This is a genomic window from Flavobacterium ardleyense (genome assembly GCF_033547075.1).
In the GTDB taxonomy this organism is placed as follows: domain Bacteria; phylum Bacteroidota; class Bacteroidia; order Flavobacteriales; family Flavobacteriaceae; genus Flavobacterium; species Flavobacterium ardleyense_A.
In genome coordinates this window covers 873,689-896,147 of the sequence record NZ_CP137891.1, presented here as the reverse complement: position 1 = coordinate 896,147, position 22,459 = coordinate 873,689, and the positions used below count along the sequence as shown (strand labels likewise).

20 protein-coding genes and 2 pseudogenes are annotated in these 22,459 nt (G+C 35.7%); 4 read left to right on the top strand and 18 right to left on the bottom strand.

The genetic code is table 11. The features are described 5' to 3' along the window. Positions 1 to 5 precede the first annotated feature (5 nt). The 4 genes from SBO79_RS03890 to SBO79_RS03875 all read right to left on the bottom strand — a co-directional run bounded on the left by SBO79_RS03890 (position 6) and on the right by SBO79_RS03875 (position 4,493). A complete protein-coding gene (locus tag SBO79_RS03890; RefSeq protein WP_318641941.1) occupies positions 6 to 938 on the bottom strand; it encodes a tryptophan 2,3-dioxygenase family protein in 933 nt (310 codons plus the stop codon). A 13-nt stretch (positions 939 to 951) separates the two neighbouring features. After that, positions 952 to 1,725 (bottom strand): DUF3108 domain-containing protein, encoded by a 774-nt coding sequence (locus SBO79_RS03885; protein ID WP_318641939.1) that lies wholly within the window; start codon positions 1,723 to 1,725, stop codon positions 952 to 954. Between the two features lie 287 nt (positions 1,726 to 2,012). After that, entirely contained in the window at positions 2,013 to 3,173 is a 1,161-nt protein-coding gene (gene hppD, locus SBO79_RS03880) for a 4-hydroxyphenylpyruvate dioxygenase (RefSeq protein WP_318641937.1), read from the bottom strand. 162 nt (positions 3,174 to 3,335) lie between these two features. After that, positions 3,336 to 4,493, bottom strand: a complete 1,158-nt coding sequence (locus tag SBO79_RS03875) for a homogentisate 1,2-dioxygenase (protein ID WP_318641935.1) — start codon at positions 4,491 to 4,493, stop codon at positions 3,336 to 3,338. A gap of 331 nt (positions 4,494 to 4,824) precedes the next feature. On the opposite strand from SBO79_RS03875, the gene SBO79_RS03870 reads away from it, so the two are divergent. Together SBO79_RS03870 and SBO79_RS03865 are read left to right on the top strand one after the other, a co-directional pair. Then, positions 4,825 to 6,495, top strand: a complete 1,671-nt coding sequence (locus SBO79_RS03870) for a sodium-dependent transporter (protein ID WP_318641933.1) — start codon at positions 4,825 to 4,827, stop codon at positions 6,493 to 6,495. Positions 6,496 to 6,506: 11 nt separating this feature from the next. Next, positions 6,507 to 6,662, top strand: coding sequence for a hypothetical protein (locus SBO79_RS03865; RefSeq protein WP_318641931.1), 156 nt, complete (start codon positions 6,507 to 6,509; stop codon positions 6,660 to 6,662). 428 nt (positions 6,663 to 7,090) lie between these two features. Here SBO79_RS03865 and SBO79_RS13950 read toward each other — a convergent pair. The 11 genes and pseudogenes from SBO79_RS13950 to uvrC all read right to left on the bottom strand — a co-directional run. Next, positions 7,091 to 7,195: pseudogene (locus SBO79_RS13950) on the bottom strand (Txe/YoeB family addiction module toxin); the annotation flags it as partial. Positions 7,196 to 7,314: 119 nt separating this feature from the next. Next, a complete protein-coding gene (locus tag SBO79_RS13945; RefSeq protein WP_406600243.1) occupies positions 7,315 to 7,413 on the bottom strand; it encodes a hypothetical protein in 99 nt (32 codons plus the stop codon). A 326-nt stretch (positions 7,414 to 7,739) separates the two neighbouring features. Continuing rightward, entirely contained in the window at positions 7,740 to 8,528 is a 789-nt protein-coding gene (locus SBO79_RS03860; RefSeq protein ID WP_318641929.1) for an Fpg/Nei family DNA glycosylase, read from the bottom strand. A 291-nt stretch (positions 8,529 to 8,819) separates the two neighbouring features. After that, complete coding sequence (locus tag SBO79_RS03855; RefSeq protein WP_318641927.1) at positions 8,820 to 9,182, bottom strand: hypothetical protein; 363 nt, start codon at positions 9,180 to 9,182, stop codon at positions 8,820 to 8,822. Positions 9,183 to 9,370: 188 nt separating this feature from the next. Beyond that, complete coding sequence (locus SBO79_RS03850; RefSeq protein WP_318641925.1) at positions 9,371 to 9,877, bottom strand: PH domain-containing protein; 507 nt, start codon at positions 9,875 to 9,877, stop codon at positions 9,371 to 9,373. 33 nt (positions 9,878 to 9,910) lie between these two features. Continuing rightward, on the bottom strand, positions 9,911 to 11,710 hold the full coding sequence (locus SBO79_RS03845) for an RHS repeat domain-containing protein (RefSeq protein WP_318641923.1): 1,800 nt from the start codon (positions 11,708 to 11,710) through the stop codon (positions 9,911 to 9,913). Positions 11,711 to 12,064: 354 nt separating this feature from the next. After that, positions 12,065 to 12,517: a DUF4265 domain-containing protein gene (locus tag SBO79_RS03840; protein WP_318641921.1), complete on the bottom strand. Its 453-nt coding sequence runs from the start codon at positions 12,515 to 12,517 to the stop codon at positions 12,065 to 12,067. After that, positions 12,518 to 12,973, bottom strand: coding sequence for an HNH endonuclease (locus tag SBO79_RS03835; protein WP_318641918.1), 456 nt, complete (start codon positions 12,971 to 12,973; stop codon positions 12,518 to 12,520). It lies immediately after the preceding gene. Between the two features lie 197 nt (positions 12,974 to 13,170). Next, positions 13,171 to 13,941 (bottom strand): annotated as a pseudogene (locus SBO79_RS03830) (RHS repeat-associated core domain-containing protein); the annotation flags it as partial. A 283-nt stretch (positions 13,942 to 14,224) separates the two neighbouring features. Continuing rightward, positions 14,225 to 16,450, bottom strand: a complete 2,226-nt coding sequence (locus SBO79_RS03825; RefSeq protein WP_318641916.1) for a patatin-like phospholipase family protein — start codon at positions 16,448 to 16,450, stop codon at positions 14,225 to 14,227. Then, positions 16,447 to 18,252: an excinuclease ABC subunit UvrC gene (gene uvrC, locus SBO79_RS03820; RefSeq protein ID WP_318641914.1), complete on the bottom strand. Its 1,806-nt coding sequence runs from the start codon at positions 18,250 to 18,252 to the stop codon at positions 16,447 to 16,449. The genes SBO79_RS03825 and uvrC overlap by 4 nt, the downstream gene beginning before the upstream one ends. A gap of 193 nt (positions 18,253 to 18,445) precedes the next feature. On the opposite strand from uvrC, the gene SBO79_RS03815 reads away from it, so the two are divergent. Continuing rightward, entirely contained in the window at positions 18,446 to 19,276 is an 831-nt protein-coding gene (locus SBO79_RS03815; RefSeq protein ID WP_318641912.1) for a T9SS type A sorting domain-containing protein, read from the top strand. Between the two features lie 136 nt (positions 19,277 to 19,412). Here SBO79_RS03815 and SBO79_RS03810 read toward each other — a convergent pair whose 3' ends face one another. Further along, positions 19,413 to 19,916: a hypothetical protein gene (locus SBO79_RS03810; protein ID WP_318641910.1), complete on the bottom strand. Its 504-nt coding sequence runs from the start codon at positions 19,914 to 19,916 to the stop codon at positions 19,413 to 19,415. A gap of 694 nt (positions 19,917 to 20,610) precedes the next feature. Between SBO79_RS03810 and SBO79_RS03805 the strand changes: the two genes are divergently transcribed. Continuing rightward, positions 20,611 to 21,186, top strand: coding sequence for a 5-formyltetrahydrofolate cyclo-ligase (locus tag SBO79_RS03805; protein WP_318641908.1), 576 nt, complete (start codon positions 20,611 to 20,613; stop codon positions 21,184 to 21,186). A 198-nt stretch (positions 21,187 to 21,384) separates the two neighbouring features. Here SBO79_RS03805 and SBO79_RS03800 read toward each other — a convergent pair whose 3' ends face one another. Both SBO79_RS03800 and SBO79_RS03795 read right to left on the bottom strand, forming a co-directional pair. Further along, positions 21,385 to 21,981, bottom strand: a complete 597-nt coding sequence (locus SBO79_RS03800) for a lipoprotein signal peptidase (protein WP_318641906.1) — start codon at positions 21,979 to 21,981, stop codon at positions 21,385 to 21,387. 90 nt (positions 21,982 to 22,071) lie between these two features. Beyond that, positions 22,072 to 22,455: a TraR/DksA family transcriptional regulator gene (locus SBO79_RS03795; RefSeq protein ID WP_318641904.1), complete on the bottom strand. Its 384-nt coding sequence runs from the start codon at positions 22,453 to 22,455 to the stop codon at positions 22,072 to 22,074. Positions 22,456 to 22,459: the final 4 nt, after the last annotated feature.

Below are 22,459 nucleotides of genomic sequence, written 5' to 3'. Positions count from 1 at the left end.
TTACTCTATTTCTCTTCGCCCCATTCTTTAAGCTCTTGTTCGCTCCATAATTCTGGGAAGAATATACGTCTTTGATATTTTGGATGCATGTATTTTTTCCAATCACTTCCGCCAGTAGCCTCTCCTGTACCTTGCCCACTATCGATATATTTGCGTGCAGCATTCAAATGCCCCATAACCCACGTGATATTTACCGTATGGTCATAATGACGCATCGCTTGGATCAGTTCTGGATTTTTTCTTTCCTCTTCTGGCAATTGTTTAAATTTCTGCCAGATATTTGTTGTATTATATTTTTCCATGTCTCTCAAAAACGACTCTTTATACTTTCCTTCAAAAGCATTTAGCAAATATGATTTGTGTCCAGTAGCATGATCTTTCCCTGCTGCTTGCCAGTATAGGTGATCTAAAGCGTGTGAATAGGGAGTGTTTCTATCTATGGTAGCTCTAAATCTGTAGTCGATAAGATTGATTAAATCGGTAGATGCAAATTCAATTACTCGGTATTGCGCACTTTGAAAACCACTCGCTGGAGTAAGAGTATTTCTAAATTTCATATATTGTTCTACTTCCATTCCATCACCCATAATATCAAAGGAAGTCGTAAGCATATCAAAGTAACGAGAGATTCGCATTAACCTCTCTGTAAAGAATTTGGTAGTGATCGTTTGACTTTCCGAGATTTGATCTATTTCCCAGAGAATCATTTTGAATAACAATTCATTTACTTGATGGTACATGATAAAGACCATTTCGTCAGGAAGAGTTGTGCGTTGGATTTGCAAATTAAGCAATGCATCAGTATTAATATAATCCCAATACGTGATAGGCTTGGCCCAAATAAGTCCTTCTAAATGCGTATCTGTTTTTTGATTAATTTTTTTAAATTTCTCGTCAAGTCTATCAATTAAATTCTCTGTGTTGTCTGAATAACTCATAAATACTTTTAATTTATTTTTTAATTACACCCAGTGGATATTTTAGTCCACGAAGTCCATCCAAGTCAGCTTTGAGCGATCCTACCTTTAGATCAGCTTTTATACGAACTGGAATTTTATTCTGATCGGCTGATATCCAAACTGTAACGGATTCCTGCTCTTTAAAAACACGTCCTGATTGAACAAGCGGTTTGAAAATCATCGAAGGAATTCGACCATATTTGGTATCTACATTTTCTTTGCCTACAAATTTGAGTTTAAATTGTGAGACTTCCTCATCAAAAAACATATTTACTGCAACAGATTCTCCAACTTTAAGATTATCAATATTTGGATGATTTCTTAAGTAATAAAACATCGACATTACATCTTGTGTATTATTTACAACATTAAAAGATTTACTTGAACCTGATTTATAGTCCTTCACTAAAACTTTGTCTGCAGATTGGTCAAAGAATCCCTCCATGTTTTTGGTATATCCACCTTCGTCAATTTTTCGTATAAATCTGTAAGGCAATCCTGTTTCTTTGTCAAAATAACTTTCGTAAGTATCATCCACCTTAAAGAAGAAGCGAGACATTCCCGTTGTATATCCTTTACCAACGGCATGAAAAACCTTTTTATTATTGACAACAGCATCTTTAACTTCGAGCGTTGCGTAACCGGCGTTGAGAACGCCATAATGGATTCGTAGTTTTACAAATTCGCCTGCACCAAAACTACTTTGATTGCGAGCATTAAAACTTGTCATTACGACAAATAGAAGTAAAAATATATATTTTTTCATAAGTTGATTCTTAATTTGAAAACAAGATACGCAAATCTTGTTCCAAATTTAATAAAACAAAAAAACTCAGCCAATACTGACTGAGTTTTTATGCTATTAACCAACCAAAAACTATAAATTATGAAAATTTATTTCAAAACAGAAGTAACCACTCCTCCATTTTGCGAGTGCAAAGGTACATAGTTTTTAGAAGATTCAAACCTAAAAAACGAGTTTAACAAATAATTTGCAATGATACTCGTCTAAAGCTCGATAATTCGTAATAATAAGTTTAACTTTAAGATTTATTATAAAGTTCCTCTAAGTTCTTGCTCTCTTTCAATTGATTCAAACAATGCTTTAAAGTTGCCTGCACCAAAACCTTTTGCTCCCATTCTCTGAATTATCTCAAAAAACAAGGTCGGTCTGTCTTGTTGTGGCTTTGTAAAGATTTGTAATAAATATCCTTCCTCATCAGCATCTACCATTATGGCAAGTTCTTCGATTTTAGTAAGATCCTCTTTCATCATATCCATGTGAGCACCTAATCGTGCCGGAATTGCTTCGTAGTAGGCATGTGGTGGCGCAGACAGAAATTCAATTCCACGAGCGCGAAGCTCCGCTACCGTTGTAATGATATCATCTGTTGCAATTGCGATATGCTGAATTCCAGGTCCACCGTAAAAGTCTAGATATTCTTCAATTTGTGATTTTTTCTTTCCTTCGGCAGGCTCGTTAATTGGAAATTTGATTCGACCATTACCGTTTGACATCACCTTACTCATAAGAGCAGAATATTCTGTAGTAATTTGTTTGTCATCAAAAGATAGGAAATTTACAAATCCCATTACTTCCTCGTACCACTTAACCCAAACATTCATTTCGTTCCAACCCACATTTCCAACCATGTGATCTATATATTTTAGACCAACAGGAGCTGGATTGTAATCTGATTTCCACTCTTTATATCCTGGTAAGAAAACTCCGTTGTAATTTTTTCTCTCTACAAATATGTGAACTGTTTCGCCATATGTATAGATTCCTGAACGAACTACTTGTCCAAATTCATCAGATTCAGTTGTAGGCTCCATAAAAGAACGCGCCCCTCTCTTCATCGTTTCTTCGTAGGCAGAAGTGGCATCTTCTACCCACAGAGCTGCTACTTTCACGCCATCTCCATGCTTACGCAAATGGTCATTAATTGGAGAGTCTGCAGTAAGTGGCGTGGTGAAAACAAGTCTGATTTTATCTTGCTTAAGCACATAAGATGCACGATCACGAACTCCAGTTTCTAGTCCTGCATAAGCAAGCGATTGATAGCCAAAAGTTGTTTTGTAATAATGTGCTGCTTGCTTTGCATTCCCTACGTAAAACTCTACGTAATCTGTTCCTAAAAGAGGAAGAAAATCTTGTGCTCCTTCAAAAATCTTCTCTAATCCGTATTCTACTGATTTTACTTCTTTGCTCATAATTGTAATATTTGCACCACGAAATTTTGTGGTTGTAATTTAATAATTTCTAATTTAATCATATGCCCCTAGCCCTGATGGGAGCGGCATCCTTTTTCTTTTTTTTCTTTTAGAAAAAAGAAAAAGATATAGTGGACAGCAGGATAAAGCTCCAAAAAAAAGCTATTCGACCCAAGATTTGTAATATTTACCGTCGTCAATTGCCATTGCTGCCTCTGTTACTTGTAAAGACTTAAAAGTGTCAATCATAACTGCTAATTCCTGAGTTTCGGTATGCCCAATACTGCGTTCCATTGCTCCCGGCGCAGGCCCATGTACGATGCCTTTTGGATGCACTGTAATATGACCTTGCTCGATATTATTACGTGACATAAAATCGCCATCTACGTAGTATAAAATCTCTTCACTATCAATATTACTATGATTGTAAGGTGCAGGAATTGACTTTGGATGATAGTCGTAAAGGCGCGGTACGAATGAACAAATTACAAAAGTGCTCGTCTCAAATGTCTGATGAATTGGCGGCGGTAAGTGAACGCGACCTGTAATTGGTTCAAAATTATGGATGCTGAAACCGTACGGGAAATTGTACCCGTCCCATCCAACAACATCAAAGGGATGCGTGGCGTAAACCAACTCATGCATCATATTTTCTTTACGAATTTTGATCAGGAAATCGCCTTTTTCGTCATGCGTTTCCAAGTTTGACGGCAAAATAAAATCGCGTTCGCAAAATGGCGAATGTTCTAAATGCTGTCCCGACTCATTTTTGTAACGACGTGGCGTGTAAATTGGTGCGAAAGATTCGACATATAAAAGCCGATTCTCTTCGGTATCAAAATCGATTTGGTAGATAATTCCGCGAGGGATAATTAGGTAATCTCCATATTTAAATGGAATATTTCCCATCATCGTACGCAATGTTCCCGAGCCTTTATGAATAAACAACATCTCATCGGCATCGGCATTCTTATAAAAATATTCGCGGAGTGATTTACGTGGTGCCGCAAGACCAATTGTACAATCGTTGTTGACAAGCATTGGAGTGCGGCTGTCGAGAAAATCATCTTGTGGTTTTACATCAAAACCTTTGAGAAGAAGGGATTTAATATTTTTTCCGATTGCAATTTTTGGCGCTATCGAGTACGAATCTCTTATTTCCTTTACTTGCGTTGGTCTGTGCGTATGATAAAGTAGCGCTGAATTTCCAGAAAAACCTTCAGTCCCAAAAAGCTGCTCATAATAGAGTCCACCTTCTGGTTTTTCAAACTGTGTGTGTCTTTTTTGTGGGAACTTTCCCAATTTGTGGTATATAGGCATCGTGTGAAAATTATAATTATAAAATAATCTACGTCCAAAATGTGCGCTGCAGTGATGGCAGACACAGATCTATAAAGGTCGCCAATTTATTCCGGACTTCTTTTATGAAGGTATTTTAAATATGGTAACAATAAATTCCAAGACTGTTGCATAGCAACAAATATCGTAAAAATTTAAAAAAACCGCTCTGATTCTGAAAAAAATATTAAACTTAGAGATATAAACATTGTATTTGTTGGGATTTAGAAAATAAAACCTTTTTAAAGATTTATATCATTTTCCGTTAGTTTTTTTATCTTAGCAATCCTTAACAAATCATTTAGATAACTATATGGCAGTAAAATCAGAATCTTGGGGAACCAGGACGGGATTAATCCTCGCAATGGCAGGAAATGCAGTAGGACTTGGAAATTTTTTACGTTTTCCTGTTCAAGCGGTACAAAATGGAGGCGGTGCATTTATAATCCCTTATCTAGTCTGCTTTTTATTAATGGGAATTCCCTTGTTATATATTGAGTGGGCATCAGGTCGCTTTGGCGGAAAATTTGGAAACCACTCCACTCCGTATATATTTGACTCAATGGTAAAAGGAAGAGTCCTTAAATATATAGGTGTATTCGGAATTTTTACAAATGTCGCTGTTGCAGCATACTACTGTTATATTGAGTCTTGGACAATATCCTACGTGTACCACTCGCTCGCAGGAACTTTTGAAGGAATGAGCCAAGGTGCAGTTGCGCAGTTTTTTAATTCTTATGTTACCGTCTCAGAATCAACCACTGGGATTCCCTACGAAGCGGTGCTTTTTTATATTTTATGTCTTATTCTTAATACTTATATCCTTTCAAAAGGATTAAAAGGAATAGAAAAGGTTGCAAAAATCGGAATGCCATTATTGATATTATTTGGAGTAATCCTTGCCGTTCGCGGGCTAACGCTTGGTACCAGTGGCGCATCAGATTTATTTCCAGATGCAAATGCTTGGGATGGTCTAAACTTTTTATGGACACCGCAGTATGATTCGCTTCTAGACCTTAAGGTTTGGATGGCCGCTGCCGGACAAATTTTCTTCACACTTTCTGTGGGAATGGGAACTATTCACTGTTATGCCGCTTATATCGATGCAAAAGACGATATCGCTTTGAATGCTACTACAGCAGGCTTTATGAATGAATTTGTAGAAGTTGTTTTAGGAAGTACCATCGTTATTCCAATTGCAGCAGGATACTTAGGACTTGATTGGGTATTAGAAAATGCAGGTTTCGGAATGGCATTCCAGACCATGCCATATTTATTCCAACAATGGGGACCAGTTTTGGCAGCCTTAGGAGGTCTATTTTGGTTTGGATTATTATTTTTTGCGGGAATCACCTCATCATTGGCAATGGGAACACCGTGGATGGGCTTTATGCGCGACGAATTTAACTGGAGTCAGAATAAAGGTGCGTGGTCTTTTGGATTACTGATCCTCGTTATGGGACTTCCAACCGTAATTTTTTATAATCAAGGAGTTTTTGATGAATATGATTATTGGGCGGGAACCGTAAGTTTAGTAGTTTTTGCGATGTTCGAAACCATTTTATTCTCGTGGGTTTTCGGAATGAAGAAAGGTTGGGCAGAAATTACCAGAGGAGCGGATATCAAAATACCTAATGTCTATAAATTTATTATCAAATTTGTAACGCCCGTTATGCTGATTATAATTTTCTTGGGGTCATTATTTAAACCTCAAAACAACGAATGGTCAGAAAATATCTCAAGCTTATTTTCAGGTAATGGATGGACATTGGACAATGGCTCAATTATCAAAACTGTCACGCACGCTGGTCTTAAAGATCAGATTGCTGCAGCAACAGATATCGCAGTTCGAGCAGGTTTAGAAGACAAAATCATGTATCTTAATTTCGCCCGAATAATGTTATTATCATTATTTATTGGAATCAGTTTGCTCGTGTATTTCGCATTTTTAAAGAGAAGAAGAGAAGGTCGCGCAACCCTATAAAATTTAATATTATGAACACAGAAGCACTTATATTGATGGTTGTCACGCAAGGAATTGTGATTGGTTGCACAGGATATTTTTTCTATAAAGTATTGTCTACTCCACCGAAATCGGAGCCCGATTCATTTGCACAAAATGATGATGTTGTGGAACGTGAAGACGATTAATTATTTTCAGAATAAGGTTTTTTTCGCTTTCGCTAAATATATAAAAGTTACCACATCACTATTGAAACAACTTGGTTAGCAAGATGATTTATTGCGATTTCGCCACTTTTGACGTTATAAAGTTTATTGAAAACTATAGATGAAAAGGAATTCTCTTAATCGGATGATTGAGGGAGTTCCTTTTTTCGCTTTCGCTAAATGCATAAAAGCTACCACTTTGCTTTTTAAAATTTTTAATAATAAAGATGAATTTTCCGCGATTTCGCCATTTCCGAAGCTATAAAATTAATTTGAAAGCTGCAATCAAAAGAAAATTTCAAGATCGTTTAAAATAATGAGGTTTTTTTTGATTTGGATGAATAAGGAAATTCTATTATTATATAAAAATTCCAAATACTGAATTTCAGTATTGGGAATTTTTAATTTTGTTATTTATCTGAATAATGGCCCATCTCGGCAATAACAAAAACAGTTACTAAATCTTGATTGACTTTATAAACAAGTCTATCTTTTTTATTTATTTCTCTTGACCAAAATCCATTAAACTTCTATTTTAATGGCTCAGGTTTTCAGATACCTTCAAAAGGTGTTTCGGTTAACGGTTCTTGGCGATTTTTTTAATATTACTTTATTTGCAGCTTTCTAATGCGTTTCAAATGCTTGTCTGCGAACTCTTCTTTTTCAAACCAAAACTTCCCCATACGTCGTTTGGATCAATAGTTTTATAACTTCCTTTTCGCTCAGCCTCCAAGATTGTCTCTACAAACTCTCGATTATATGGACTTTCCTTGTCTCTATATCTTTATTATTAACAAATAGCAACTTTTCCAATTCCAGCAATATTTTACCTGCCTTAGTACGTTTATTTACGGTTATAGTTGTCATAATCAATGGTTTGATAATTTTATAAATATATGAAGAATCGTAGTATATAGTTTTTGTCACTTTATGGGAAGTGATCTAATGACCTACAATTAAACACAGCAATTACCATAATAACTTTGCGGGCACGGATTGTAAATCCGCGTTATCGCCTGTAGAAGAAAACACCATCACCTTTACAAAAGCAATTCCGTTCTATTCCTTCATTTTCTGCCATTCTGGTGAAAAATAAGTGGAGCGTCCGCCTACTTTTATTTTTTCAATTATTCCTCCAGTATGAAAGCAAGTCGCGCCTTCTTTCCGGTTATGAATTAAAAAGTAATCAGGAAAATCATCATAATGAGCGTCATTTTTGATAGCTACTTCAATTACATTTTTCATTGCCTTAAAGATATCTTCAATGTCCTTTTCGGATAAATCCTGCGCTTTTGTCTTAGGATGAATTTTGGCTTGGTACAAAATATCATCGGCCATCCAGTTGCCTACACCAGCCGCCACACTTTGGTCCATCAATACGGCTTTGATAAAAGTTTTTCTACTTTCTAATGAGCTTTTAAAGTCTTTTAATCTCAAGTCTCTTGCATCGTCGCTGAGTTTACGATCTTCCTTATAATCCTCGATAGAATCGATCAAATCCCACCAACCAAATTTACGTTTGTTCTCGTAGGCGAAATGAAAACCATTTTGGAAAGTAAGCACGATATGTCCATATTTTGGACGCTCATCTTCGTCTTTGTAGTAATTGGGTCGACCAGTCATTCCGAAGTGAATCACCAAAATCTTTTTGCCCGTTTTTTTGACAAATAGATATTTCCCGATTCGGACCGTTTCTGTAAGTTCTTCGTTAATTAGATACTTTTCAAAATCTTCAGTCGAAGCTTTTAGCAATCGATTGTCTCGACAGTCAAATTGCTTTATTTTCTGATTTAGAACAGTATTGTCTATATACTTTTTATAACCTTCTACTTCTGGTAATTCTGGCATTTTTTTTATCCAAAATAGGTAAAATTTCTAGGACAGATTTGTAATATAATGCTAAATTTTGAGTGAGATTTAGAAAATTGCGGAAGAACTATTAATGGGATTACCTTGCGTGCACGGATTGCACCCAAGGCGCTAGCCGAATTGACAAAGTAAATCTGCGGTATCGAGAAAATAATATTGCGGTCTTATATTATAAATTTGAAGACACTAATTAGAATCCGAACTTTGCGGGCACCGGATTGCGAATCCGCGCTATCGGATATTTCAGTTGTAATTGAGTCTACTTCGAGGTCAGCTCCGATAGTTATCTACTAACGAAGAGCGAAAGCTACACATATCACATCTCGAGGCTAAAGTTAGAATATTTCCATTGGCATCATAAGTTAATGCTTCGTTATAGGCATCGGTTTGTGCATCCGATTTGAGGTAAATAGCATTGGTAAAGCGGTTGAGATTGTCATATTCATAGCCATAACTGCGCTTAATATTACTACTTGCTGTACGCCAATAGGTTTCGGAAATATTTCCATTGTGTAAACCTGTGACATTGCCGACTGGATTTTCAACCTGATCGTAATTTATTTTGAAAGAGAATAGATCTTTGAGAGTTTTGGTACAAAATAATAACAAAACTGCTTCGAGGTCAGAGACCATCGAAGAGCAAAAACGACACTTCGCACAGCTGGGGTGTAATTAAAAACATAATTAAAATATCCTTCCGTATATTTTACGTATCCCTCAGCGTGTGGGAAAAATTCAAGAACGTTGTCTTGGCATTGAAGCCACTAAGGTAATCGGTGGTAGTAGTTGGTCTTGGATAATTAAACACAATTTATTTTTGCTTACGACCCGCGGCGGCGTAGTGGAATTATGGGATAAAATGTTTTAATTTTAACTATGTCTACATCATTAAGATTATCTCTTAGAATTTGGTCTATATTATCCGAATGTAAACAAGTAACAATTGTTTCGTCGTTGTTAAAAAAAATAATTTTAGCATAATAATAATAGTCATATAGAAAATTTGAAGATGCACTATCTTTTAATTTATTAGCAGTCATATAAAAAATAATTTCTTTAATCTCACCAATATGATAGGTTAATTTTTTGTCATTTACTATGATGTAAATCTTTTCTTTGTAAATTTCATAAGAAACCTTTCTACTTTCTAAATAATAATTTATATGAATAATCAAAACCGGAGCGACAAATATTAAAATTAATGGTAGAATTACATAGAGGTAAAATTTTAAATCTTGCACAAGATCCAAATAGATGAAAAGGAGAATAAAGAAACAGATAACAAAGGAAAGTCTAAGTAGGGCTTTAATTTGTCTGTAAAAGGTCATTTTTAAATTCATTTTTTATATAATTTGCTTATCTTACTTTGCATTTAAACATGCATTTTTCATAGTATTTTCAAAGTTATTTAAGCTGTTCGCGATTTCAGGAACTATTGTATCGTAAGCACTTTCCGTTGCTTGAAATACAACATCAACAGCTACACCAACTACAAAGCCTGGGGGGCCTCCTATATACGTTCCTATGACAGCTCCTGTGCCAGTTCCAATCATTCTAAAGGAAAATCTGCTTGTTGATATCTCACCATCCTTAAGCTGGACAGTATTGGAAGCTACTTCTGAAATTGTTGAAATAGGCCCTGCTACATTTCCTAACATTTTAATGAATTTACTTGCGCGACCTGTAAATGTTAAAGCTTGTGAAGTTCCTTCTACTGATTTAGTGATTTTTTTTACATTATCAATTTGTTTAACTGTTTTTTTCTTTTTTTCTTTTGTTCCCTTACCAGGTCCATCACTTTTCCCACCAATATAATTTGGTTCAAAATTTTCTACATCCGCATAATTTTCTGGAGCTTGATTAGAGTCATAATCTGGATATTTACCTTCTTTAGAATCAAAACTTTTATCAAAATTTTTCCCTTTATCCTGATTAAATTTATCATAATCTCCATTATTTCTGCCTTCGTTTGGTGCTTGTCTCATTCCATCAGGATCAATGAAGTAAATTGGGTTATTAAGAGCATAGTTGTAAGGTGTCCATCTGCGACCGAACTCCGCCAACGGATCAATATTCATCCAACGTCCTAATGCAGGATCGTAATTCCTAGCATGATAATCATACCAATTTAATCCGAGTTCATCCTGTAATTCTTTACCGTTATACTTATACTTATAACTCCCACTCCCAAAAATATCTGGAGCAATAAATATTGGAAAATCATCACCTTCGCCAATGCCTCGCATAAATCTCCGAGTTCCATTATCGTAATTTGTATGCTTAAGCCCAAAAGGATAGTAGTGATTTTGCCTCACTAAAACTATATTTTTTTTGGTGTTCGGCGAACCTCCTTCGTCGGTTTCTTCCAGAATCCTTGTAGCGAAACCATTTGGGTCTTGCGCATAACTCAAACGCACATTGCCTAGATGATCCGTATAGTTAAAAACATAATTAAAATACCCTTCGGTATATTTTACATATCCCTCTGCATGCGGGAAAAATTCAAGAACGTTGTTTTGATATTGGAAGCCACTTAGATAATCGGTAGTCGTGATAACCGTTCCATCCGTTACTACTTTTTTCTGCTTTGTGCCAAATGCACTATAAAGGTAATTAATTTTGCGAGTAGTCGTTCCAGAAAAAGTGATTTGTGTTGGTAAGTTTAGATGGTTGTATAGAATGCTTGTAATTCCTTTATTGTCATCACGTATCATATTGCCGTGACCATCGTAATCATATTCTGTAGGATTATTAGCGCCATCAGAAAAACCTAAAGGACTATTGGTTAAGTCGGTCACCTTTATAAGACGATTTTGATTATAAGAGTCATACGTATAATTGAGTTTATCTATTTCAATGGTTGTTGGTGCAATATCATAATTTCCGTTGCGTGCCAAAGTCAGAATATTTCCATTGGCATCATAGCTTAATGCTTCATTATAGGCATCGGTTTGTGCATCCGATTTTAGATAAATAGCATTGGTAAGACGGTTGAGATTGTCATATTCATAGCCGTAACTACGCTTAATATTACTACTTGCTGTTCGCCAATAGGTTTCGGAAATATTCCCATTGTACAAAGCTGTGACATTACCAACAGGATTCTCGACCTGATCATAATTTATTTTGAAAGAAAATAGATCTGGAGAGTTTTGGTACAAAATAGTGATTAATCTGCTTCGAGGTCAGAGACCGTCGAAGAGCGAAAACTACACTTCGCACTGCTGGGTGATTGAAGATAAAACTACTATGGAGCGATTACGATTAATTTAAGAACTGGAAGATAAAAATATTATTTTCTCTATGCTTGATACAATGCTCACTAAAAAGAAATTTAAAGACTTTTTTGCTAAAAATGTAGCGACACTATAAAATAAGAAAACCACTCGATTTGAGTGGTTTTTTGTTTTAATTCTTTTGCAATGCCTTTCTTTGTGGGCACAGATTGCAAATCTGCGCTATCGTTGTCGACATATCCGAGCCATCAGGGAATGTCGGAACGATTTAATAACAAATTAATATTCATGTTCTAAGCATGATTCTTCATAGACCCAGTTTCCTTTTTGCTCGCCTTCTTCAAGAAAAGCTCTAATAGGAGTATAATTAACCTTTTTAGCGACGTTTACCGCTACAATACTTCTTGCCTGTAAAACTTCAGATTCACATCCACTTTTAGTTAACCACTCCCTAGTTGAATCAATATACTTGTCATTATAAAAAATGATTCTTATTGTACTGTTGCCTGATGTCTTAACAAAATCATCAAAGTAATACATTTCATCATCTGAATCATATTCAGCTTTAATAGTATCTCCTAAAGAAATTCTTTTGGCAATAAAAGGAATATTATCCACTATGAAATTTTCATCATCGATTTTTTCACACCAAATAGTTTCAGTTTCAAACTCTCCTTCTCCAGTTTTTTGGACAAAACCCACCTTAACGGAGTTGTCTTTAATATTTATCATCTAGTTATTACTTTTCTTTATATTACAATCTCTACATAAAACCTGTCCATTGTTAGGTGTTCCACTTCCTCCTTTTGACTTCGGTACTACGTGGTCAACTTGTGTTTCAGTTTTAGATGGCGTAACTCCTTTTTTATTTTTACTCTCAACTTCTTTTAAATCTTTTGTTTTAAAATAAATCGTATCATTTTTCATTTCTCTCTCAAAAAATTCCATTTGTAAGGAAGTTTCTTTATCAATCACAAGTATGGTTTGGTCGGAGTATTCAATTTTTCCCTTTACAATTTTTCCATCAGGTAGCTTTCTTCGATAAATCTCCTTTTCAAAAGTGATAACTGAATTTTGAGATTTAATTTTTTCTTCAAACTCCATTTTATATCTTCTCTTTATAGCATTTTGCTGTACTGGAGAATAAAGAAGCACAGAGAGCATTGTAAGTGTGATGATTAATTTCATAATAATAAATCGTTTAAATAATCTTTAGAGTACTAAGTAAGTAAAATGTACCACAAATAATCATAAATCCGAAACCAATCAATCCCTCATAATGTTTTAGAGTTGACAAATTTGAACTTTGATTATTTCTATTTGAGAACATCAAATATAAAAAACCGCATATTCCAATTATAATCGAAGCTACGCTAAAAAATAGGTCACTCATTATTGTATTTTTCAGTTAATCTTTCTATTCCCATCAATTTCAAGCTTACATTTTGTTGCAAAATTTCTGTCCCTAATACAGTCATCGTAGATGCTTTATCAATTTGGCGACTCATAACACCTCCTGCTGCCATAAATGCAGCCTCTTTCAATGCTTCTTTAAAATGTCCAGAGAATAAATTTGTACCTATACTTCCAGCACTTCCGATTCCCGATACAATATTTCCGACCAATGCAGTTGGTATTCCCACTTCAGCACCGACAACAGTTGCCGTTGCCGCATATCCTACAACAGCGGTCGTATCTCCATAATCTTGTAACGCTTCAGTAACTTTCAGAATTTGTTCACGCCCCGAAAGACTTTTATTTATATAGCTTCCACCTTCAGTAGTGTACCCATCGGCTAAGTTTAAACTTTTACCTCCATTAACGGAAAAATTTCCGTTTGCTTCAAAAGCTATTGCTTCTCCAGTACTTTCATTTCTTCCAATTCCACTTTCAAAAACTTCCTTTACATTTTTATACTTTGCATTAGCTTCATCCATCGTCTTAATTTCAGGGTCATAAGTCAAGTGTTGTTGGCCAGTACTCGATGTCCAGTTAATCCAGTCATCACCTTCGTTAGCGATTGCCTGCATTCCATCGGGGTCAATAAAGAAGACTGGATTATTCAAAGCATAAACATACGGAGAAAATCTTCTGCTTTTCTCCGCTAACGGGTCGATATTCATCCATCTTCCAATTGCTGGGTCATAAATCCTTCCGCCATAATCATATACGTTTAAACCTAGCTCATCTTGAAGTTCTTTACCGTTGTACTTATACTTCTATTAAACATATCATATTTTGTAATTTAAACAGACTATACTTCAATAACAACGAAATCCCTAGCCGTGATAGTAGCGAAAATCCCGCAGGCAGCGGTGCTATTTTTTCCTGACACAGAAGAGCGACCAAAGGAAGCTCCTTATGTGGCATTGGAAAAAAAGTGCTGCAACGAGGAATTGTAGTGAATAGCGCGATTAGCTCCTAAAGAATAATCTGCTTCTAGAAACTATAGCCAATCGAAACAAACGTAAATCCCTTAGATAATTCTGGCGACCAAGTATATTTAATTTCCATTGGGCCCAGCATTGTTTCCAATCCATACCCAACTGCATAACCTAAGTATTTGTGAGCAGAAGGCCACTCTGGAGATTCAAACAAACTATCTCCAATACTTGCAAGATTAGCGCTGAAATTGAAATGATTTTTTCTGAAAAAGCTATAATCTATAGTCAAAGTCGATTTGATATAACTATCACCAGAAAGGCTTAAAAAGTCAAAACCATAAAATGATCTAATATTATTGATTGGTTCAAAACCATAACCTCCCAGGATAAAATCAAAGTAGGGAACGCTATCTGAACCTATTTTGAAACCTGCTTCAGTTTGAAAATTTGCCGAAAAGTTTTTGGTAATGGAATATGCGTAACCCGCATCTGCTTTGGCGATAGAAAATGGATGAAAATTATCGGAAAAATCAGACGATGAATGGTAATATTGAAAATCTCCAGAAGCATACCAACCACTCCTTGGGAAAAATTTATTATCGTACGAATCATATTTTAAATACCCATAGGCGCTAGCATAAGTGCTATTGTCAAAGTCAGGGCGATTGTCACTAAGATTTTCAGATTTAATTTTTAAATGTTTTAATTCTACACCTAATCCAAGCACAAATTTATGGGCAAATATTGTCTGGAGGTACACCGCATTACTCCAATCTGTAAAATTAATATTAATTGAATTTACCCCCAAAAGTTCCAATAATTCGCCTTCGCTAAAATCAGTTCCAACGTTGCGACTAAATGTATTGAAATTCGACTTTAGTCCGAAGCTGAAATGAAATCCATTGTCTATATAATAATCAAAATTATACCTGATGTTATCGCCCACAATTGCGTCGAGGGAAATAACATCATTTTTAAAAAGAAATTTTTTGCGAGTTAAATTGGCTAATACAGAAGTTTTGTATAATCCATCGTAATGTGCGGCAACTTTAAAATAGGTTTTAATTGGATTTTCGGTCAAATTAAAATTAATCGTTTCGCCACATTCCTCATCGTAATCAAGAGTGTAGCTTATCGTGCTAAAATCCCTCGACGCAGCAAGATTATCTACGCCAGTCCTTAACTCCTCGTAGGTAATAGATTCTTGATCTTTAATTCCGATTTTACCTAATACATATGATCGTGTATAGTTTTCGAGTGGATTTATGTTAATTTTATCTACAATTACATCATTGCTGATTTCTTTTTTTCCCTTATTGATATACCCAGGAGTCCCTGCTTTTTTAAGTTCTTCAAAAACTTCCCTAGCAGCTTCCACACCTTTTTCAATGATTTGATTCCCCTCGGCAAAAGAAATTACGCCATAATCCCTAATATCTGGCTTGATATAAATATCGGTATTTTCAATTTTTTTGCTCATCCCTTCACTAATGCCAAGATTAGTTACTTGCACCAATATTTTAGTAGCTCCCGTAAGACTCTCGCGAGATTTTAATCCATCTTGTACATCTACGCCAATTATATAATTAGCACCCATCTTAATCACTTCGTCAATGGGATAATTGTTTTTTACACCACCGTCGACAAGCAACTGACCATCTATTTCTACTGGAGTAAAAAGCGAAGGAAAAGCTGCCGAAGCTGATATGGCTTGAGGCAAATACCCCTTATTGAGTAAAACTTCCTCTCCTGTCTCAATATCTGTGGCGATACACAAAAATGGAATTGGTAGTTTTGAAAAGTCTTTCACACCTCTAGCAGAATGCAATAATTTTGACATTAGATTGTAGATATATAATCCTTTAGAAAATGCTGCAGGAACGCCAATCTTAAAATTATCTACAGGCAAAGTCAACGCATATCGTTCATCGTTGCGCTTAATGTAATAATTTTTGGAAGTTCGAGGAATCTGATCCTGAATTACAGCATCAAAATCTGTCGTTTTAAAAATTGAATCTATCTGAGCGGCATTGTAGCCAGACGCATAAAGACCGCCTATAATAGCTCCCATTGAGGTACCACCAATATAATCAATTTTTATATTAGCCTCCTCCAAGGCCTTAAGCACTCCAATGTGAGCAAATCCTTTGGCACCTCCACCACTCAAAACCAATCCCACTTTGACCGGAATATTATTTTTATGAAGTGAATCTAAAGAGTGTTGCGCAAAAGAACTTGAGAATAAAAGAATTAATAAAAGCGTAAGTACAGTGTTTTTCATAAATCTTTTGGAGTATCAGCGTAAAAGTCCGTAATTTTTTTGGCTTTTGAAAGCCCAATCACCGCAGCGATGTCTTTTTCTTCTGCCAACTTTACTCTTTTCATCGATTTAAAATGTGAAATGAGTGTTTGCATTGTTTTTTCGCCAATACCAGGAATCGATTCTAGCGAGGACACCAACGCTCCTTTACTACGTTTGTTTCGGTGATGTGTAATTCCAAAACGGTGAGCCTCGTTTCGCAACTGCTGAATAATTTTGAGCGTCTCCGATTTTTTATCTAAATACAACGGAATCGGATCGTCGGGATAAAATAGCTCTTCTAGTCTCTTGGCAATTCCGATAATGGCAATCTTTCCCCTTAAATTTAATTGTTCCAAACTTTTTAACGCCGATGACAACTGTCCTTTTCCTCCATCAATAATTATTAATTGAGGCAAAGGCTGCTCTTCTTCAAGTAGTCGCTTGTATCTTCTATAAACCACTTCTTCCATAGAAGCAAAATCATCAGGACCTTCGACGGTTTTAATATTAAAATGTCGGTAATCCTTTTTGCTTGGCTTCCCATCTTTAAAAACTACACAAGCAGCCACCGGATTTGTTCCTTGGATATTTGAGTTGTCAAAACATTCGATATGTCGAGGTTCTTCAGACAAGCGCAAATCTGCTTTCATCTGAGCCATTACACGATTTGTATGACGGTCTGGATCTACGATTTGTAACTGCTTCAATTTTTCGATTCGCACATATTTTGCATTTCTAATAGACAAATCAAGAACTTCTTTTTTATCTCCCAATTGCGGAATTGTAGCTTTGATGCCTTCACCGACTTCCACTTCAAAAGGAACTAAAATCTCTCGCGTAAGCAGTCCAAAACGCTCCCTGATTTCGATAATTGCTAATTCCAGTAATTCCTTATCAGTTTCGTCAAGACGCTTTTTAAGTTCCAAAGTATGGGATCTAATTATTGATCCGTGGGAAATTTGAATAAAATTGACAAATGCCGAGTCTTGATCTGACACAATCGAAAACACGTCGAGATTTTTAATTCTCGGATTCGCCACTTGTGAGCGTGATTGATAATTTTCTAGGACATCAATTTTAACTTTTATTCGTTGTGCTTTTTCAAATTCCAAATCCGCTGCATATTGCTGCATCTGAGCCTTAAAATCTCGAATACTTTGCTTGAAATTCCCTTTCAAGATTTCGCGAATAGCATCAATTTCCTTCTGATAAGTTTCGAGTGGTTCCAATCCTTCGCAAGGTCCTTTGCAGTTTCCGATATGATATTCGAGACATACTTTATATTTTCCGCTGTCGATGTTTTGCTTTGTCAAATCGTAATTACAAGTTCGAAGCGGATAAATTTCTTTGATCATATCAAGCAAAGTGTACACGATTTTGAAACTTGTATAAGGCCCAAAATATTCAGACCCATCTTTTATCATCCTTCGAGTCGAAAATACCCTTGAAAAAGGCTCATTTTTAATGCAAATCCAGGGATAGCTTTTGTCATCCTTAAGAAGGACATTATATCGAGGTTGCAATGTTTTAATTAAGTTGTTTTCCAGTAATAACGCATCGCTTTCTGTAGAAACAACAATATGTTTAATGGTAAAAATTTTCTTTACAAGCACATTCGTACGGCCAATATCATGCACTTTATTAAAATAAGATGCTACACGTTTCTTTAGATTTTTAGCCTTGCCTACATACAGAATCTTTCCCTCTTTATCGTAATATTGATATACCCCGGGACTGTCCGGAAGTGTTTGAATCTGTAAGGCTAAAGATGGTAACTGCATCTTGCAAAGTTACTTATTAAGATAATAGATTAGAACTAGCAAACGTTAATCCTATTGTTAATTTCTAATTATGTCGACTCCTTAAAATTCGCATTATCTGGAATACCGTGCTACGTACTAAGGTTTCTGCTAAATATTTGTTAAAAGATTAGAGAATTAGTTGTACATTTGGCTCAACTAACAACTAACAATTATGACCAAAAAGTACCTTTTAGCTTTATTAGCTGTTTCAAGTTTTACATTTGCTCAATCTACAGACCCTGCACCTTACTGCCCTGCGACTTTTGATAATGGCGTTTTTAATGTTGATAACGCGATCACTCAGGTTCAAGTAGGTAGCTTAGACAATGTTAGCGGCGGACGGTATACTTTTCCGCATTATGTCTTTTACAATAATTTGCCGGTGGTGCATCTAGAAAGAAATCAGATGCATCAGATGACCTTAAAATTTAATACTTATGGCGCATGCGGCTATGGCGTTTGGATAGATTTTAATCAAGATGGTATTTTTGTACCGCAAGAGCGAGTGTTAGGCACGGTGAGCGAACCTCTAAATATAAGTGAAGGTACATTGGTACAAATTGCAATTACTATTCCAGCGACCGCACTTCTTGGTGAAACTCGCATGAGAGTAAGAGTCGCCGAAGATGATCAGTTTTCGCAAGGCACCAATTTTAATATACCACCATGCAATGAAGGTGAAACGTCAATGGGAATTCTAGATTGGGGAGAAACTGAAGATTATACGATTAATATTACGGGAATTCTTGGAGTGAACGATTCTTCAAAAACTGCATTTTCACTTTATCCAAATCCTGTGACTTCTATTCTAAACATTTCATCTGCAACCTCAGAAAATATGTCTTACAAAATTTTCAATCTGCAAGGAGCCGAAATTATGTCTGGAGATGTAAACTCTAGCAACAATCAGATTTCTGTAGATGCTATTTCGCAAGGAGTTTATTTTATTACAATAACTGCTGCAGACACCACTTCTAGCACAATGAAATTTATCAAGAAATAAAATCAATACTATTATTTAGTACGACCAAAAATCAACCAAACCCTCGAAACCTTTAGATTCGTCTAGAGGTTTTTTTTTATTATAAAATGTTGGATTATCTAGGACAAATTTTATCGAGATCCTTTTGCTTATAATATTATTGAATTGCAGTGGAGTGCAGCAAACCGGAAACCTGCTTACTGACTAGCTCCACATTCTGAAAATTTTTTCCGTAGTCAAATAAAGTAGATCTCATCAAGGGTTTACTTGTAATGCGAATTTGATTTTTTTGCTTTTCGATTATGATATCTTCGCCAAAAGATCGCAAAGTATCAAATCCCGAACGGTAACGCAGCATGGTACTATTCTCTATTTCCAAAACCCATTTAGTCGCTTTTCTAATTTCCAAAGCTAGGATTTTGAGATCCACTTCTCCATCGACGGTTTGAATTTGCAGCGGCGAATAATCATCTCTCACACCTACATAAGAAGATGTAATCACCTGTATCAAAACCAAAATTATTGAAAATAAAAAAGCTGGAAGCAATACATTTCGTCCCACTATTATATCAGCAATATCATTCGCAAGAAGTTCAGTGAGCGCAATCAAAAGCGTTAGAAACAGAAATGTACGAAGGAAAATAATAAAGATTGATTTCATTTTGTAAAAAATATGATTTTGTAATAAATCACAAGATAATAAAATTCTTTAACAATTGTCAAATTTAAAAGATACATTTTTGGCTTTCACCGAAAGCGGAATTTAGGAATAAATTAAGACACTTGCGAAACTATCATTTAATGTTGTGGCTTTCGCCGAAAGAAGAAGGAAGATTCCGACTTTTCCACTTCTGAGGTTATTCATGACATGCCCTTAATTTTGATGAAAAATAAATTACGAACTTGACTTACCTATCATACATTCCATTTTGACCCCATCGGGGGTTACATGTTTATAGAAATAGTTTAGGTAGGGATGTCAGGACCCCATCAGAGTCGTATGTGAAAAATCGCATTATAATATTTCAAATCTCATAGATAAAATCACGTAACCGTGCTAAATTGTGCGACACCTACAGGGTCGTAGAACACCGCAAAAAACGTTTTCTATAAACATTTGATCTCTAGGGCATCATTACTACGTTTGATTTTCTGGCTACTTGCGGTAAAATTTCGATCGTTGTATTTTTTGGATTATTTCGATTATTTCATTTTTTTTATTTTTTTAAATCTTTAAATGTTTCAATCTTCAATACCCTGACACCCCGCCCTGCGGGCATCTCTCTTGAAAAGAGGGGAAATTGGAGCGTGAAATTCACAAAATTTTTGGTACTTTAGAACTTTTAAAATTCACTATGGAAAAAAGAGAACTTCGGAAACTATATAAAGAGAAAAGAGCGGCATTATCTCCTAAGGACAGAGAAGAAATGAGTTTGGCAATTGCCAATCAATTGATTCAAATGCCCATTTGGAATTTGACCTATTTCCACCTTTTTTTAACCATAGAAAATCACAATGAGATTGATACCGAATATATTCTGCATCTTTTGGCTGGAAGAGATAAAGAGATTGTAATTTCTAAAAGTAATTTTGAAGATTGCTCGATGACGCATTTCCTGTTGACCGATAATACGAAGATCAAGAAAAACGAATTCAATATTCCTGAGCCTGTTGATGGCCTTGAAGTTCCGGTAAATAAAATTGATGTCGTTTTTGTACCGCTACTTGCTTTTGATAAAGCTGGACACCGCGTAGGTTACGGAAAAGGTTTTTACGACAATTTTCTCGGTGCGTGTCGTGAAAACACCATCAAGATTGGCCTTTCTTTTTTTGAAGCTATAGAAAGCATCGAAGGGATTTATGAAACTGATCAAGCACTAGATTTCTGTGTGACACCAAATATAATTTACGACTTTAAGTCCCAGTCCTAATTACCTTCGGTCAGTTCGCTCGGGTGAAATGAAAATCCCGTAGGCAATAGAAGTATTTTTTTTTGGTAGAGCAGACCGACCTAAGTACCGATGGATACTGATATTCTGTTATGCCTTGCAAAATAACCTACATTGCAGAGAAAAGCAGACTCAAGTCCAATCGGGCAAACAGGCCAAGCAATAAAGATCCAAAAAAAATTATCCGTTTGGAAAAGCTTTTTTATTAAAAACCAACAACATCCCCACCCCTGTTGAAATTGCCATATCGGCGATATTGAAAATTGCATTGAAAAATGTGAAGTAAGTGCCACCCCAAAATGGAATCCACGATGGTAAAATTCCACTCCAGATCGGGAAGTATAACATATCAACCACCTTTCCGTGAAACCAGGTACCGTATGGCTGATCTGTGAAGGCGGTTGCAACATTATGCACACTGCTATCGAAAATTACACCATAAAAAATTGAGTCGATGATATTTCCGGCTGCACCAGCTAATATCAATGATACTGCGACAATTAAGATTTTTGAAGATTCCTTTTTTACTGAGTCGGCAAGCCAATATGCGATTCCACCAACGGCAAAAATTCTAAATAGAGTAAGAAAGAGTTTACCAAATTCACCCGGAATCTGTGCACCCCAAGCCATTCCTTCATTTTCAATGAAGAGGATTTTGAACCAGCTTAAAACTTCGATTTCTTCGCCAAGGACGAAATTCGTTTTGATATATATCTTTGAAATTTGGTCTACCAACAAAATTATTAAAATAAGGAGGTAGGCTTTTACTAATGACATTTTTCTTAAATTTTATGTAGGCAAAAATAGTATTATTTTATATAGAAAACGCCCCTTAAAGGAGCGTTTTATGTTAAGAATAGTGCCAAATTATCTCTGAAGATTTTTTGCTTCAATGCTCATTGTTGCGTGAGGAACAATTTTAAGTCGGTCTTTTCCGATCAATTTTCCTGTTACCTTACACACTCCGTAAGTTTTGCTTTCTACACGGAAAAGTGCATTCTTAAGGTCGCGGATAAACTTTTCTTGTCTGATAGCCAACTGTGAGTTTGCTTCTTTTGACATTGTTTCGCTTCCCTCTTCAAATGCCTTAAATGTTGGAGACGTGTCGTCTGTACCATTGTTAAGGTCATTCATATAAGCGCTCTTTATAAGGTCTAGGTCGTTTTGAGCTTTCTCTATTTTCTTTAAGATTAACTCTTTAAACTCAGCCAAATCAGCATCTGAGTATCTAATTTTTTCATCTGTAGTCATAGTT

What these genes read in the sequence shown, in the direction of transcription:
- SBO79_RS03890 (WP_318641941.1), bottom strand. Translation starts at nt 938, where the DNA reads ATGAGTTATTCAGACAACACAGAGAATTTAATTGATAGACTTGACGAG.
- SBO79_RS03885 (WP_318641939.1), bottom strand. Translation starts at nt 1,725, where the DNA reads ATGAAAAAATATATATTTTTACTTCTATTTGTCGTAATGACAAGTTTT.
- hppD (WP_318641937.1), bottom strand. Translation starts at nt 3,173, where the DNA reads ATGAGCAAAGAAGTAAAATCAGTAGAATACGGATTAGAGAAGATTTTT.
- SBO79_RS03875 (WP_318641935.1), bottom strand. Translation starts at nt 4,493, where the DNA reads ATGCCTATATACCACAAATTGGGAAAGTTCCCACAAAAAAGACACACA.
- SBO79_RS03870 (WP_318641933.1), top strand. Translation starts at nt 4,825, where the DNA reads ATGGCAGTAAAATCAGAATCTTGGGGAACCAGGACGGGATTAATCCTC.
- SBO79_RS03865 (WP_318641931.1), top strand. Translation starts at nt 6,507, where the DNA reads ATGAACACAGAAGCACTTATATTGATGGTTGTCACGCAAGGAATTGTG.
- SBO79_RS03860 (WP_318641929.1), bottom strand. Translation starts at nt 8,528, where the DNA reads ATGCCAGAATTACCAGAAGTAGAAGGTTATAAAAAGTATATAGACAAT.
- SBO79_RS03855 (WP_318641927.1), bottom strand. Translation starts at nt 9,182, where the DNA reads ATGGTCTCTGACCTCGAAGCAGTTTTGTTATTATTTTGTACCAAAACT.
- SBO79_RS03850 (WP_318641925.1), bottom strand. Translation starts at nt 9,877, where the DNA reads ATGACCTTTTACAGACAAATTAAAGCCCTACTTAGACTTTCCTTTGTT.
- SBO79_RS03840 (WP_318641921.1), bottom strand. Translation starts at nt 12,517, where the DNA reads ATGATAAATATTAAAGACAACTCCGTTAAGGTGGGTTTTGTCCAAAAA.
- SBO79_RS03835 (WP_318641918.1), bottom strand. Translation starts at nt 12,973, where the DNA reads ATGAAATTAATCATCACACTTACAATGCTCTCTGTGCTTCTTTATTCT.
- SBO79_RS03825 (WP_318641916.1), bottom strand. Translation starts at nt 16,450, where the DNA reads ATGAAAAACACTGTACTTACGCTTTTATTAATTCTTTTATTCTCAAGT.
- uvrC (WP_318641914.1), bottom strand. Translation starts at nt 18,252, where the DNA reads ATGCAGTTACCATCTTTAGCCTTACAGATTCAAACACTTCCGGACAGT.
- SBO79_RS03815 (WP_318641912.1), top strand. Translation starts at nt 18,446, where the DNA reads ATGACCAAAAAGTACCTTTTAGCTTTATTAGCTGTTTCAAGTTTTACA.
- SBO79_RS03810 (WP_318641910.1), bottom strand. Translation starts at nt 19,916, where the DNA reads ATGAAATCAATCTTTATTATTTTCCTTCGTACATTTCTGTTTCTAACG.
- SBO79_RS03805 (WP_318641908.1), top strand. Translation starts at nt 20,611, where the DNA reads ATGGAAAAAAGAGAACTTCGGAAACTATATAAAGAGAAAAGAGCGGCA.
- SBO79_RS03800 (WP_318641906.1), bottom strand. Translation starts at nt 21,981, where the DNA reads ATGTCATTAGTAAAAGCCTACCTCCTTATTTTAATAATTTTGTTGGTA.
- SBO79_RS03795 (WP_318641904.1), bottom strand. Translation starts at nt 22,455, where the DNA reads ATGACTACAGATGAAAAAATTAGATACTCAGATGCTGATTTGGCTGAG.